This is a genomic window from Shewanella sp. c952, from assembly GCF_019654975.1.
GTDB lineage: Bacteria > Pseudomonadota > Gammaproteobacteria > Enterobacterales > Shewanellaceae > Shewanella.
Genome location: NZ_BPEW01000013.1, coordinates 22144 through 36688, shown reverse-complemented (window position 1 = coordinate 36688; position 14545 = coordinate 22144). Strand labels below are relative to the sequence as shown.

Sequence of the window (14545 nt, the reverse complement as noted above, 5' to 3'; positions counted from 1 at the left end):
ACTGAATCTAAGGCTCAAGCTGAGACTTAATTTAAATGAGTACATAAAGGGAAATATTATGAAAAAGCATCTTATCGCGTCACTGGTTATCGCATCTATCACTCTTTCTTCAAATGTGAGCGCTGCTGAAAATGTGGAGAACACCGAACGTAGCCACAATGAAGAGTTAATTGGTTTAAGCTCAGGCATTGTGGTTGGTGCCGTCGTTGGTGGCCCTGTTGGCGCTATCATTGGGGCATTTGCAGGTAGCTTATTAGGTAAATCTGTTGGCGATGATGATGAGATTAAAACGCAGCAGGTGATGCTGGAAAGTAAACAGGAGCAGCTAGCGTCTCTGAATGAAGAAAATCAGTCTCTCATAGCATTGTCTAGTCAGTATGAAGATGCACAGCAGCAACTAAACAGTCTGAAAATGGCGCAAGAGCAGAAGCTCACAGAGCTCGCACTTGGCTTAAACGTTCAGTTTAAAACGGGATCATCGACCATTGAGCCTCACTTTCAGCAGCAGCTTGACGATGTGGCCTATGCGATGTCGCTCTCTCCTGAGTTAACGTTGGACTTGACCGGTTACGCCGACAGACGCGGCAATGGCGATTACAACCAAGCATTATCTGAGCAACGGGTAGCTGAAGTGACTAGTTACTTAGTAGAGCAGGGCGTTGCTAGTGAGCGATTAAACTATCAGGCTTATGGTGCAAGCTCGCCGCTAACGGCAGAGCAAAATTTTGAAAATGACTTCTTTGATCGCCGCGTGACCTTAAAACTTCAATCTCACGATAGCGCACTTGCTGCAAATCCAGCTCATTAATCCATCGATAGCAGATAAGACTCAACCTTGTAGCTATCAGGCTGCAAGGTGTTTATAAGGAGATAAAGATGGTTAGCCAACAAGATGCAGCCAAAGGTTTCGTTCGGCATTGCTATAACGCTTTGCTGCTGTTGAGCACAGCGTTCTTGCCGATGTATACCAGTGCAACCGCCGCAGTGCCAGCATCAGCAACTAAAAGTGTAGAGAGTCGAGTTGAAATGGTTAATGCCATAGAGCAAGGCAGTTTGATTACTTACGATGCCGCTGGCAAGGCAAGTTTGTCTTTGCCGATGAAAACCACTGTGAGTATGCACGTTTCAGGCTGGGTGAATAGAGTTTCACTGCGTCATGAATTTAGTAATGAGCAACTTGTCTGGGTTAATGGCGAATATGTGTTTCCGCTGCCGAATGAAGTGGCGGTTGACGGCCTGAGAATGTTTATCGGTGAGCGGGTCATAGAGGGGGAGATAAAACCGAAAGCAAAAGCCAAAGCGCTATTTAATGAAGCGAAGAAACAGGGTAAAAAAGCGAGTTTACTGCAACAGAAAAGGCCCAATATATTTAGTGCCGAAGTGGCCAATTTGGCCCCCGGCGAAACCCTTATTGTTGAGCTTAGTTATCAAGAGCTGGTGCACTATGATAAAGGTGAGTTTAGCTTGCGATTCCCAATGGTGGTCGCCCCGCGATACAAGCCTGGTGGTGAAAAGTCAGCGCTGTCTGATATGGCTACAGAGGTTAATAGTTATGTAGCCTCTACTTTGGGTTACCAGCAAGGTTCTGCAACCAAGCGCGTTAATTTAGTCGACATTGAGGTGATGCTCGATGCTGGCATGCCTATTGGCGAAATAAGCAGTCCTTATCATCAGATAGAGGTTAGCAGTAAGGAGGATACTCAAGCGCAGATCCTGTTAACAGCTGCAAAGGCTAATAGTGACTTCGTCCTCAATTGGCGACCGATTGTTGGCAGTGCGCCGAAGGCAGCTATTTTTAGCCAACAAGGTAAAACCCACGTACAAGAAAACCTTGAGGAAAACAGTGCCGCTCAGCCGCAATACTCATTAGTGATGTTGTTGCCACCACAAGACAAAATGCGTTTATCAGCAGTTGCACCAAGAGAGCTTATTTTGGTGATTGACACCTCAGGTTCTATGTCTGGAGAAGCCATTGAGCAGGCAAAATCATCCATCATTTACGCATTAGCTGGTCTGTCAGCGCAGGACAGTTTTAATATTTTGCAATTTAATTCCAACGTTTATGCATTGTCGGACACACCATTAAACGCCAGTGCGATAAACATAGGCAGAGCGCAAGCTTATGTGCAGCGCTTGCAAGCAAACGGTGGCACTGAAATGTCACTGGCTCTCGATAAAGCGCTGTCTCAGCAGGATGCGACTAGTGAGCGGTTACGTCAGGTGCTATTTATCACCGATGGTGCGGTAGGTAATGAGCCACAGCTATTTGCTCAAATACGTAATCAACTGCAACAAAGTAGGCTATTTACCATTGGCATTGGCGCCGCACCTAACGCGCACTTTATGCAAAGGGCTGCTGAACTTGGCCGCGGTACCTATACCTATATTGGTAAGCAATCTGAAGTTAAAACTAAAATGGTAGCGATGCTAGATAAGCTAGAAAAGCCCACAGTAACCGACGTCGAGGTTCACTTTGCCGATGGCAGTGTTCCTGATTACTGGCCTGCGAGTATTCCAGATCTTTATGCCCATGAGCCAATAATGGTGGCGATGAAACTGCCAAGCTTTACCGACAAAGAACTGGTAGTGAGCGGACAACTAGCTGGACAGTATTGGCAGCAATCGCTAGCGGTTGAAAATAGCGCTGAAGCTAAAGGCTTAGATCTTATATGGGCCAGAAAACAGATTGCTGCGCTGGAGTTATCGAAAGAGCCTGCAAATCGTGACCGTATTGAGAAGCAAGTCACCGCCATTTCACTCAATTATCATGTGATGAGTGCATACACCAGCTTGGTAGCGATAGATAAAACTCCTGCTAGGCCTATTGGAGATAAATCTGTTAATGGCCGGGTGTTACCGCATACGCCTAAAGGTTGGCAGCGTTTACCGCAAACTGCGACTAGTAGCTATGCCATGCTGATTTTTGGCGGCATGTTATTGCTATTATCACTACTGTATTGGGGCTCATTTGGTCGCGTTGGCCGCAGAGATAACCGGGCAGCACTATGAACCCTCTTTGCTTAATAAACGGAGCGGCTTCTGCCGAAGGAAAGAGTACGAGGTTGTTTGCTCATCGGCGCATTCACCTACTATTTTCGGCCTTATTGTTCATTGTTGGATTGTCTTTTGTGGTTCAAGGAGGGTATATGCAGGCTAAGGCATATTTTGCACAATTTTTAATACAACAGGCGTGGCAGAAAACTTTAGATGATCAGCAGCAGCACAAGCCTTGGTCATGGGCGGATACCCATCCTGTAGCCAAGCTTCAATTTATCAATGTTGAGAAAGAGGGCAAAGTTAATGATGCCAGCAGTTTATATGTATTGGCCGGGGCTTCGGGTCGAAACTTAGCGTTTGGGCCAGCGCAAGTATTGTCGTCTGCCGCGGTCAATGGTCCGGGGAACACTGTAATTGCAGGCCACAGAGACACCCATTTTTCACTATTAAAAGGAGTGAAAGTTGGCCAACTATTAACGCTGCAAAACGCTCAAGGGCTGGAGATGCTATATAAAGTGGTTAACACGCAAGTAGTGCATGAAAGTGATACTTCGGTGATGAGTGATGTTGGTGACAAGCAGTTAACTTTGGTGACCTGTTACCCGTTTAATAGTGCCGTTGCGGGCGGGGCGCTACGATATATTGTCACTGCAGTACCGATAGACAAAATAGAAGCGATTTAATAAAAATAGGGCAAGAACAGTGCCGCGTTACTGTTCTGCCATTATTGATCTTGCAACAGTTAGATAGCGCTCTAACAGCTCTTTACTTTTATATTGTGGGTTAGGTGATTGGCATTACTCGGTTACGGCCCAATCTTTTTGCTTCGTACAGTTGCTTGTCGGCACGCTCTATTAATGTTGAATCGCTGTCTTTATCTTGGTATTGCGCCACGCCAAATGATGCTCTGATATTGTCGACTCGCTGATCTTTACGTTTATCTTTTAATACCAGTTTTTCAAGGCTACGTCGCATCGATTCTGCAAGTTGCCTCGCTCTACCCAATTGGCTCTTTGGCAACAGTAATGCAAACTCCTCACCGCCAAAACGATACAGTTTACAGCCCTCATGACAGCTCTCACCGAGTCTTCTGGCAACGGCTTTTAATACTTGGTCACCAAGCTGGTGGCCATAGGTATCGTTAAACAGCTTAAAGTGATCAATATCGGTGATGATTAAACAAAGACCTTGTGGATTTTGTTCTGCTAGCCCTTTGATATCTTTATTAAATGCTCTGCGGTTTAATGCACCGGTTAACGCATCATAATGCATGTCATGTTCAGATTTTTTCAGTTGTATTTTTAGCTGGTTAATCTCTGACTGCGCATGAGCGAGCTGTTCGGTAAAATGTAATGTGCTGTTTTTTATATCGGTAGCATCGCCGGCGAGACTTTTTACCAGTGACAATACTTCGTCAATGGAGAAGCCTTCATTCTCAATCTTGTTTAAGCGCTCAACGTTGTTGTTTATTTTGCTTTGAAATTGGTTAGCATCAACATTGGTATCTTTTAAAGACTGGGATAGGTCAGTCACCATAGCATCAAGATTTTGTCGCAGTTCAATTACGTCTAACTCAATGGGATCTGACAGATACTCTTGGTAGAGTCGCTCGCCCTGGCTGGGGGGGCAAGTACTGTACTGGTTCACCACTTCATCCAACTGTTTATTAAGCTCTGGGCTGCTTTGACCCACATAGGCATACCATAAAGCATAATTGGTAGGAGTGGTTGGTATCTGGTGTTTTAGCATTAAAGGCACCGCTTTTTTCAATTTAGCGGCAGCTTCCCTGAGCACTTCATTCGACATTTATCAGCCTTGGTTTTATCAATTGAGCCACTTTGTAATTTTTATGCAAATGAGTGGTGGCATCATTGTACATTTCACTACGCCATTCTATTATGATTTGCCTTTGTGAATACATCTGTTTAATGAAAATCAGTGACAAAGTTGTCGAATAAATACTATAAAGAACGAAATAATAACAATAAAGGACAAGCAGTGAATAAACTAATACTCGCAAGCGTGTTGTTGGCATTAGCCTTACCCGCATTTGCTCACTCAGATAAAAGCGATATCAGCATTGATCTTGAAAAGTATCGTAGCCATGTAAAAACCTTGGCTAGTGATGAATATGGTGGGCGTGCGCCTTTGTCAGCAGGCGAAGCACTGACCTTGGACTATATAGAGGCTGAATTTAAGAAGATTGGACTTAAGCCAGGTTTTGGCGATAAGTACCTACAGCCAGTGCCGCTAGCTAAAGTCACAGCCGATCAAAATATGTTGCTTAAGATTGGCGCATTAAATTTGACTAACGGCAGCGAGTTTACTGCCCGAACCCAAAGAATTAGCAATAACGTTAAACTTGAGAACAGCGAAGTTGTATTTGTTGGTTACGGTATTAACGCGCCAGAATATAACTGGAATGATTACCAAGGGGTTGATGTAAAGGGTAAGACCGTTATTGTGTTGGTGAATGATCCTGGATTTACGACACAAGATCCTACGGTGTTTAAAGGTAACGCCATGACTTATTATGGCCGTTGGACCTACAAATACGAAGAGGCCGCAAGGCAGGGAGCAAAGGCGGTTTTTATTGTGCACGAAACTGCGCCAGCAGCTTATGGCTGGGGCGTGGTGCAAAATTCTAATACAGGTAGCAAATTTACTTTAGTTGATGACAATAACAATCAAAATCAAGTGGGCGTGATGGGTTGGATCCAGCATGAAAACGCTAAGCAGGTTTTCGCTGCTGCGGGTCTTGATTATGAAAAGCAAAAGCTAAAGGCGGCTAAGTCTAGCTTTAAGCCTGTATCACTAAAAACATCGGCAACCTTAGAGATTAACAACAGTATCGAACGCGCAGAATCTTACAATATTATGGCGTTACTACCAGGCAGTGACAGAGCCGATGAAATGGTGGTGATGCACGCACATTGGGATCATCTTGGAACACGAGTTGACGAGAAAGGCGTGAAGCACATATACAATGGTGCAGTCGATAATGCTAGCGGTGTCGCTGGAGTGCTAGAACTTGCGCGTATGTTTAGTTTGCGTGCTAAACAAAAGCCATTTAAACGTTCTATTCTGTTCACCTCATTTACGGCTGAAGAAACGGGGCTAATTGGCGCCCAGCATTTCGCTAAGCAACCACCGATACCAACTAAACAGATTGTTTCCTTTTTAAATATCGACGGTATGAACGTTAACGACAGTGTTGATTACATATTGCGTTATGGAGAGGGCGTATCGGAGATGGAGTATTACCTTAATAATGCTGCTAAGTACCAGCAACGTTATGTCAAAGGTGATCCATTGCCGCAAAATGGCCTTATGTTTCGCTCTGATCACTTCGCTTTAGCACAAGAGGGCGTGCCTGGACTGTTATTCATGAGTTTGGGCGATACTGACCCAGACTATATTGCCCATAAATATCACAAAGAAGCTGACGATTATGATCCAAGCTGGAGTTTAGGAGGGGTAAAGCAGGATATCAGCCTTATCTCTGACATTTTGGCTACGTTGGCAAATAATGAAGATTGGCCTAAATGGTTAGAAGAGTCAGATTTTAAAAACCGTCGAGCGCAAGATGGACGCTAAGTCATATAGCTGACATTAAAAAAGACACCCTTAGGTGTCTTTTTTATTCAATTCGAAACGTTGATGAAGTACTTAAATTTAGTTCTTTAACATAAGTAATGAGTTTTAAATTAAACCTAATGCTGCACTTCCAACGCTTAGAATTGGTAGCTTACCGATAGCATCGGACCTGTAAAACTGTAGTACATACTAAAGTCAGCAAGCTTTATATCAGTATCTTTGATGTTGGTAGTGTATTCAACATCAACTTCATAGTAATTAAACGCAGCTGTCATATGCCAGTTTTCAGTAATTGCGGCCTGAACACCTAATCTAATATCAACTAAACCACCTTTTAAATCATCTAGTTTGATATAAAAGTATTGTGCATGGCCGCTAAACATAAAGCCTGGATAAAGCTCATAACTGCCATATACTCCGATATCGGGTAAGGGTGCAGTTAGCTTCTCATCAACAACTTTAGGAATGGTAATGGTGTCAGGGCAGCGTGTTTCAATTTCGACTTCACAGATGCCAATATCGCCTTTGAATGCTGTTTTGATAAACATGGCATGCAGGCCTACTGACAGACCGACCTCATAATGATCACCTTGAAAAATATCATAGCCGTAACCAATGCGAGCAATATCGATGTTGAGGGTAGTATCAAGCGCAACACCTGCTTTGACATCATAAGTCGTGTCGTCCCAAGTAAACTGGAATGGCTTTTCAACAGATTGATTAAGGGCGCTGCGATGTAGCTGTTTCCAATCGATATAAATATTATGTCTATCGTTAAAGCGGTGAATAAATTCAAAGAAAGGCAAAAACTGAGAGTCTTCAAGCTTTAAGTCTTGCTCGAAGTCTAATGAGAAATCATTACCAAGCAGAGGGTCGTTTACATCTATAGTTGAATCTGTATTAGCGTAAAAGCCACCGACACGAATGATAGTATCATTCGTGGCATAGGCGCTATAGCTAGTCATCAGGGCCAATAACGTGGCAGTGATAAATGTGGAACTTTTAAACATTAAAAGTAACTCCGCAATCTCTTATAATTTTTATTTTGTAGCTGTTGAATCGAGTCAACAGTCTATGGACATCGAAAACAGCATAACAGTATATGTGGAAATGTGAACGATATGTTTCAAAAAATGTCTGAATTGTTTGATCTAATGCATACAAACTGTATTTTTCGCTGCTTTTGATGGGATTTGTAGTTGATCCAGCGGTATAGATAAGAGAGTTGTGCTAGCTCCAAAAGGATAGCAAAGCGAGTTATTATTCTAAATGTTTGAAGTGTAGTGAATATGCTTATATGAGCATAAACGCTCACTGAGCATCGGAACTTGTCGTCATCTATGGATCAGAGCGACAAGTTCAGATGAGGCGGTAATAGGATGTTTGTGCGCTACTTAGATTAAATAAATTTAGGTAACAGTATAAGTAACCATGTTAAGCCGCAAAAGAATAGGCTCATAAATACCGCTGCGGATGCAATATCCTTAGCTTGGCCGCTAAGAGGGTGAATTTCATCACTGATCCGATCGACAACAGCTTCAATAGCAGAATTTAGTAACTCGACAATAAGGACAACAAAAAGCCCCAAGATTAACAGAATACGTTCAACCGTGGTGACATCCACAAGTAAGGCAATGGGTAACATAATCGCAGCAAGAATTAGCTCTTGTCTGAATGCAGCTTCATGTTTCCAAGCAAGCTTAAGCCCTTGCATTGAAAAGCCAGTCGCTCTAATGACGCGTTTAATACCGTGGTTATTAGCAGGTTTCATATATTCCCATCTTATAATTGATTATTGTTTTACTGCGGTTCTTCCCCAAAATAGCGACCTAGTATAATCGTAATATTACTAAATATGTAGTCAATTGAAGGCAAGTTAAACAACAATCTTATTACATATCACGCTTTCGTTACTTAGTGGTTCAACTACAAATGACTAAGGGCATTATTTCAATAAGTCAGTCATTTAGTTGATGGCGAACTTCAAGCTCAGAACTAGGCTTCAAAACGAACAATAGTCTTTCACTATTTATCGTCACTATCTTGGAGCCATATATGACAAAAATTAGTAAACGAAGTTCAAAGAGGGACCATTTATGGTTTTTCAGTTGGCCGTTTTTACTGTTCATCAGCTTTGCCTCTATATCTGTTGAATTAAATGCTAGCGAAATATCTAAGCCCTCCTTGCAACTTGCTACCGAATTTCAAGCTGAGAGTTCGATTCAGTTAGATGACTATTTAGTCAGTGAAAAACTCGATGGCGTAAGGGGCTATTGGAACGGCAGTATTATGTTTTCTCGTTCGGGGCGGAGGATTAACTTGCCCAAGTGGTTTACTAAAGGGTTTCCTGCTTATCCTATTGATGGCGAACTCTGGATAAGTAGCAACAAGTTTGAGCAGGTTTCAGCAATTGTTCGAAAACACCATGCTAGCGATGCCCAATGGCGACAAGTTCGATTTATGGTATTCGACCTACCTGGCGAAAGTAGCCCCTTTGTCACCCGGTATAAGAAGGCGTTAGCTGAATTAGCTAATATCAGTCGCTACATTGAGGTGATCCCACAGTTTTCAGTTAACGATAAATCAGCGTTAGATAACCAACTAGCCGCTATTGTTGAAAACAATGGTGAAGGGTTGATGTTACACAGAAAAGGTGCATTTTACCGAGTTGGCCGCAGTCACGATATCGTTAAGTTAAAACCCTTCTATGATGCTGAAGCAACAGTACTTGCCCATAAACAGGGAAAAGGTAAATACACTGGCATGATGGGGGCACTGCTAGTGGAAAATGAGCAAGGCGTTCAGTTTCGTATTGGCACCGGTTTTACTGATAGCGAACGGCGCAATCCTCCTCAAATAGGCAGTGTGATCACTTATAAATTCTTTGGTAAAACCCAGAAAGGGACACCAAGGTTCGCTAGCTTCCTGCGCGTGCGTGATCCCATCTAGGGGAAGGGCCAAAGTTTGTTGATGTTATTTCAATATGGAAGCAGAATAATTCCAATTACGTAGGGTATAACTGTAGGATAACGCAATTCTTTTTTGGCTTACCGATGTGTTTGGAGATAAATTGATTAACTATAAACGGCGAAGAAAGTACAAATATAACCTGCACTCAGTACTGACCTATGCCACGGGATTATCAGTTGATGAACCCGTAGCAAACCGTTTTATTGAGATAGATGAGAGCGGTCTACTCACCATAAAGCCCGGCTATGCTTGGGATGGCCCCAGTAGCCCAGCAATTGACAGTAAGAATTTTATGCAAGGTTCACTCATTCATGACGCGCTATATCAGTTAATGCGTGAGGAAGTACTGCCGCAATCAGCGAGAGAGCGTGCCGATGAAATTTTAAGAGAGGTTTGTTTGCAAGATGGTATGTCAGCCTTTCGTGCTTGGTATGTCTACCAAGGCGTAAGAATAGGTGGGGAAAAATCAGCTAAACCTGACTTGCTTACTGCGCCTTAACCTAGTGGAATAGGGCGCAGTTATTTTGTCCCTTCTATGCTGAAAGCGGTATTAATATGCTTTTCTTAGGCACTTGCCTATGCCAGCGCTCGCTCAGTAGAAATACAGCAGGAGCAAATACTAAAATGGTAGCCATAGAGAAAAAAGTACCAAAGCTAAGACTAATCACCATTGGAATGAGGTATAAAGCCTGAGTGGAAGTTTCAAATAGCATTGGTGCTAACCCCAGTGTCGTTGTCATAGCGGTAATAACGACAGGCCTAAAGCGACCTAAGCTTGCATTCATCACCGCTGATTCAATGTCGAAGCCTTGACGTAACTGCTGTTTAACCTCTAGTAGTAGTACAAATGAGCCGTTAATGACGAGACCTGATAGGGCTATCATGCCAAACAAGCTCATAACACTAAAACTCTGGGCTAATAGAATATGTCCGAGCATCGCAGCAGCAAGACACAGTGGGATCACGCTCATAATTAGCACCGCGTCGATGACATTCTTAAAGTAGATAGCCAAAAACGAAAACACAATAAAGAGTGCTAAAATAATGCCAGTCAAAAGCTGTGAGTTAACTTTTCTTTCAGTACGAGTGCTGCCGGCGAGTTCAATACTGACACTAGGATACTTTTGTTCTAGCTGCGGTAGTATGGAATCGGATATTTGAGCATTGATTAGTGCAACATTGGCGATACTTCTAATAAAGCTCGCACCCACTTCAACTTGCTCTACTCCGTCGACTCTTTCTATCTGTGTAGCTGAGAGAGAAGGGATAATATCCGCTACCTGCTTAAGTAAAACCTGCTCACCTGTTGGTGATACGATAAGGAGTTCACCGAGTTGGCTGGCTTTATACTGTTCATTGCGTTGGCGCATGACTCTTATTTTAAGCTCTTCACTGTTTAAGATCTGCCGTTTAACTTCATTGCCATAAAAACTATTACGTACCAATGCGCCTAAACTCTCACTATCAAACCCCAGCATAGTGCCACGGGCATTTATACTCAGTGTATATTCACGTTGCGCGTCAACCAATCCACTATCGATATCAGCGACCCCTGCTATATTTTTCAGTTGCGACATTAGTTCAAATGTAGCTTGGTTTAAGGCATTTCCGTCAGTAGATGCTAATTCGATGGAGAGCTCTTTGCCACCGCCTGGGCCGACTTCGAAGTCAAAAAATAGTGACTTCACCCCAGCAAGTTGACCTATTTCTTTACGCCATATATCGACAAATTCTCTGGCGCTATAGTTTCGTTGACTATCCTCAACGATTTGAAAAGTAGTGGCTGCAGAACTGGTTCCAATTGAAACCATAATATGCTTATAGCTATTTGGCGCAGCTAACTTATCAAAAGCCCGAAGGCCAGCGGCTTGGATCAGTGCCATAGTGCGTTGCTTGTCTGCTAGCGGTGAACCAGCTGGAAACTCGACTTCAGCATCAATCCGCTGCGATTCTACTTTAGGGACAAAGCCGGTATCGACTCGACCTGAATTAACCCAGCTGAAAATGACAATGGCAGCTGACATAAAAATAGCCAATACGGTAACGGGTTGGCGCAGGCTTGCCCGCAGCAACGATTTAAAATGATGATCTCTAAGGCGTTCAAACGCGGCGAAACTTTTTTGTTGAATTCTAGCTAGCTGGTTGAATTTATGTGGTTTGTTTAGCTTTCTCAGATGATATGGAAGAATAAACAAGGCTTCGATAAGTGAAACGATGAAAATGGCGAATATGAGTAGGGTCATAGGCTGGTACATTACCCCTAACTCTCCAGGAACAAACAGCAGTGGTAAAAAAGCAATAATATTAGTGGCAACCGAGAAGCAAACGGGTAAACACATCTCGGTAGCACCTTGCTTGAGTGCAGCGTTCATCTCGAGTCCTTGCTGTCGCTTCTGGTAGATATTCTCCGCCACAATGACTGCGTCATCGACTAATATGCCCAAGGTAATGATGAACGCAAATAAGGTGACCATATTTAACGGAATATTGAGGCTAGGCATAAAAGCCAGTGAGCCAATGATAGCGATGGGGATCCCCATGCAAACCCAGAATGCTAGGCGTAAATCAAGAAAGAGAGACAGGGCGATAATGACTAATATCATACCCATTAGACCATTGTTTAATAGCAGGTCTATGCGGGTTTTAAATGACTCTGCTTGATCGTCAAGGACGACAATTTTGCTATGTTTCGGCAGCGTTTGTTGATACTCATCGATGAAACTTTGTATGTCTGCGCTTAGTGCTATTGGCTTTGCGTGTTTACTTTGGTAAACAACAAGCATGACTGCCTGCTCATTATTGACAAGAAAAGGAGCTTGTTGCTGAGCATAACCGAAACTGACATCAGCAATTTGACCTAGTTTTACCTCGGCGCCATCAATTGTGGATTTAACAACAATCTGTTTAAATTGACTTAATTGCTCTTTACGGCCCAAGGTGCGGATCAAAATATCACCAGCATTGGTGGTGATACTGCCTGCTGATACATCGCTAACTTCCGCGGCAATTTTTTGATTTATTTGCGCAAGGTTGAGTTGGTATTGAGCCAGTTTATCTTGGCTTATTTCAATGATTACCTCAGCTTCTCTAACGCCCTTTAACGCTATTTTTGCGATATCAAATTGCTCTAGTAGAGCTGTTTTCAGAGCGATCCCTTGTTGACGCAACTCAATCTCAGAAAGGCTGCCATAGATCCCATACTCTACCAGTGGTTCCAGTTCCTCAACTAAAGATATTTGCAACGGTTCCATACTGGCTGGGAAGCTATTGATAGCGTCTAAGTCGTTTTTCACCTCTGCAATTAGACTGTTTGCATCGACACCCTCGTTGAGTGTTAATTGAATTCTGGCCTCTCCCTCCTTGGCCACAGCTGAGAGTCGATCAATCTGAGTGTTTTCAGTTAGGCTATGCTCGATAGGTTGCACGATACTCTGCTCAATCTCTCTAGGCGTTGCCCCAGGGAAACTGGCGCTAATCTCTATTTCATCAACCTTAAACGAAGGCGAAGTTTCTTGCGTAATATCGCCATATCGGTAGATCCCAAATGCAAGAATGGCAATGGTTAATAGATTAACTGCGACTGGGTTATCAATCATCCAAGCAATAAACTGATGGAGTCGAGAGCTTAGGTTGCCGTTTGTTGCAAAAGGGTTAGAGGTGCTCTGCTTATCCATTAGAGAACCTCCACAATGTTAACCGTTAAGTTAGGCTGTGGCAGGTGAATTTTGTTGCTAATGATTTGCTCGCTCTTGCTGAGGCTATTGATTATAACTGCATGAGTATCATCTTGCTCTATAACGGTAACTGGCAGCGCCTTAAGTGTACTGTTAGCTGTCACCAGCCAAAGTTGGTTATTGTCTATGGCTGCAAGCGGTACGCTTAAGGTATTTGGTATCGGCGTATATTGTAATGTTGCTTCTACAAAGTCGCCTATGATCAGTCGGTTAGATTCATCTGCCGCAGGACGATACTCAGCAAACACCTTCTGCAACTGCACTTTTTCCTCAAGCATAGGCAATATATGGCTGATTTTAGCTGTTACTCTCAGCTGTGTTTCTGGTTGATAGAGAGAGACTGACTGACCAATATGAGTTTTAGCCGCAAGCTCTCTAGGAAGGTAGATAGGAACCCTTAATTCATCTGTATCAATAAGCCTCGCTATCTCATTGCCCTTAGTTAAGTAATCGCCTGTGGAGACTTGTTTTGACTCAACGATATAATGTTTGTCACTGTGCCACTGACTTTGATTGAGATCTCGGTTGGCAATTTTTAGTGCACTGTGGGCAATGTTGAGCTGAGCTTTGGCTTGAATAAGCTGTGGTTTTCGTAGCAATAGCGCTAAGTCTAATTGCCATTCGGCTTCGTTAAAGTCTTTTTGCATCATCTGATAGTCTTTTTCTGCAATACGTTGCTGGCCTAATTCTAAAGAAAGCTGAGCGGTGGCAATTTTTACCTCTGCTTGGCGTTGGGCTACTAAGGCTGATAATTCACTGCTATCTTGTTGAAAAACATGATCACCGATTTCGATCACACCACCTTCAATAACATTTTGTGCTAGGTGATCAAGCCTGCCTTCAACTTGGGCTGTTAATGTGAGTTTATTTTTGACTATTACTCTGCCATAAGCCCGATAAGTCGGAGTGAATGGCTGAGGTTCGACATCAATAACATTGACATTAATTATCTGTTCACTTTCAGGTTTAACCGCTGCACTTGGGGCAGTAACTTGTAAAACATAAGCAACCAAAACAGCGATTAATATTAAGCACACCGGCAGGTATTGATTAAATTGCTTTGAAGAGAAAAGCTGTTCAAGTTTGTTTTTATTGTTTGTAGCAGTCATTGGTTACCCTAAATTGATATGGCGTAATGAGTGGTGAATGGAGCTATTTCATTGCATGGTGGCTAAACTAACCAAAAGTGTGTGAATGGAATGTCAATTGATGATAGCTGTCGATTCTGCAGCTTAATCTAGCTAATA

11 protein-coding genes are annotated in these 14545 nt (G+C 43.0%); 6 read left to right on the top strand and 5 right to left on the bottom strand.

From position 1 onward, the window contains the following. Positions 1-58: 58 nt before the first annotated feature. The 3 genes from pdsO (at position 59) to K5R16_RS10785 (ending at position 3680) form a co-directional block, all read left to right on the top strand. Positions 59-808, top strand: a complete 750-nt coding sequence (gene pdsO / locus K5R16_RS10795) for a sortase-associated OmpA-like protein PdsO (protein WP_220737571.1) — start codon at positions 59-61, stop codon at positions 806-808. A 68-nt stretch (positions 809-876) separates the two neighbouring features. Beyond that, entirely contained in the window at positions 877-3009 is a 2133-nt protein-coding gene (locus tag K5R16_RS10790) for a marine proteobacterial sortase target protein (protein WP_220737570.1), read from the top strand. A gap of 53 nt (positions 3010-3062) precedes the next feature. Continuing rightward, positions 3063-3680 (top strand): class GN sortase, encoded by a 618-nt coding sequence (locus tag K5R16_RS10785; RefSeq protein WP_308440812.1) that lies wholly within the window; start codon positions 3063-3065, stop codon positions 3678-3680. A gap of 100 nt (positions 3681-3780) precedes the next feature. On the opposite strand, the gene K5R16_RS10780 is transcribed toward K5R16_RS10785, so the two are convergent. Then, positions 3781-4803: a GGDEF domain-containing protein gene (locus tag K5R16_RS10780; protein WP_220737568.1), complete on the bottom strand. Its 1023-nt coding sequence runs from the start codon at positions 4801-4803 to the stop codon at positions 3781-3783. 192 nt (positions 4804-4995) lie between these two features. Between K5R16_RS10780 and K5R16_RS10775 the strand changes: the two genes are divergently transcribed. Further along, the gene (locus K5R16_RS10775) at positions 4996-6594 is read left to right on the top strand and encodes a M28 family metallopeptidase (protein ID WP_220737567.1); all 1599 of its coding nucleotides are present in this window, start codon (positions 4996-4998) and stop codon (positions 6592-6594) included. A 137-nt stretch (positions 6595-6731) separates the two neighbouring features. Here K5R16_RS10775 and K5R16_RS10770 read toward each other — a convergent pair whose 3' ends face one another. Together K5R16_RS10770 and K5R16_RS10765 are read right to left on the bottom strand one after the other, a co-directional pair. Continuing rightward, positions 6732-7604, bottom strand: coding sequence for a hypothetical protein (locus K5R16_RS10770; protein ID WP_374758395.1), 873 nt, complete (start codon positions 7602-7604; stop codon positions 6732-6734). Positions 7605-7993: 389 nt separating this feature from the next. After that, positions 7994-8365, bottom strand: a complete 372-nt coding sequence (locus K5R16_RS10765; protein ID WP_220737566.1) for a diacylglycerol kinase — start codon at positions 8363-8365, stop codon at positions 7994-7996. A 284-nt stretch (positions 8366-8649) separates the two neighbouring features. Between K5R16_RS10765 and K5R16_RS10760 the strand changes: the two genes are divergently transcribed. Next, a complete protein-coding gene (locus K5R16_RS10760) occupies positions 8650-9543 on the top strand; it encodes a DNA ligase (protein ID WP_220737565.1) in 894 nt (297 codons plus the stop codon). A 121-nt stretch (positions 9544-9664) separates the two neighbouring features. Beyond that, positions 9665-10063 (top strand): DUF1353 domain-containing protein, encoded by a 399-nt coding sequence (locus K5R16_RS10755; protein ID WP_220737564.1) that lies wholly within the window; start codon positions 9665-9667, stop codon positions 10061-10063. A gap of 34 nt (positions 10064-10097) precedes the next feature. Here K5R16_RS10755 and K5R16_RS10750 read toward each other — a convergent pair whose 3' ends face one another. Next, positions 10098-13238, bottom strand: a complete 3141-nt coding sequence (locus tag K5R16_RS10750) for an efflux RND transporter permease subunit (RefSeq protein WP_220737563.1) — start codon at positions 13236-13238, stop codon at positions 10098-10100. Beyond that, positions 13238-14407, bottom strand: coding sequence for an efflux RND transporter periplasmic adaptor subunit (locus K5R16_RS10745; RefSeq protein WP_220737562.1), 1170 nt, complete (start codon positions 14405-14407; stop codon positions 13238-13240). Before K5R16_RS10745 ends, K5R16_RS10750 begins: the two co-directional genes overlap by 1 nt. Positions 14408-14545 lie beyond the last annotated feature (138 nt).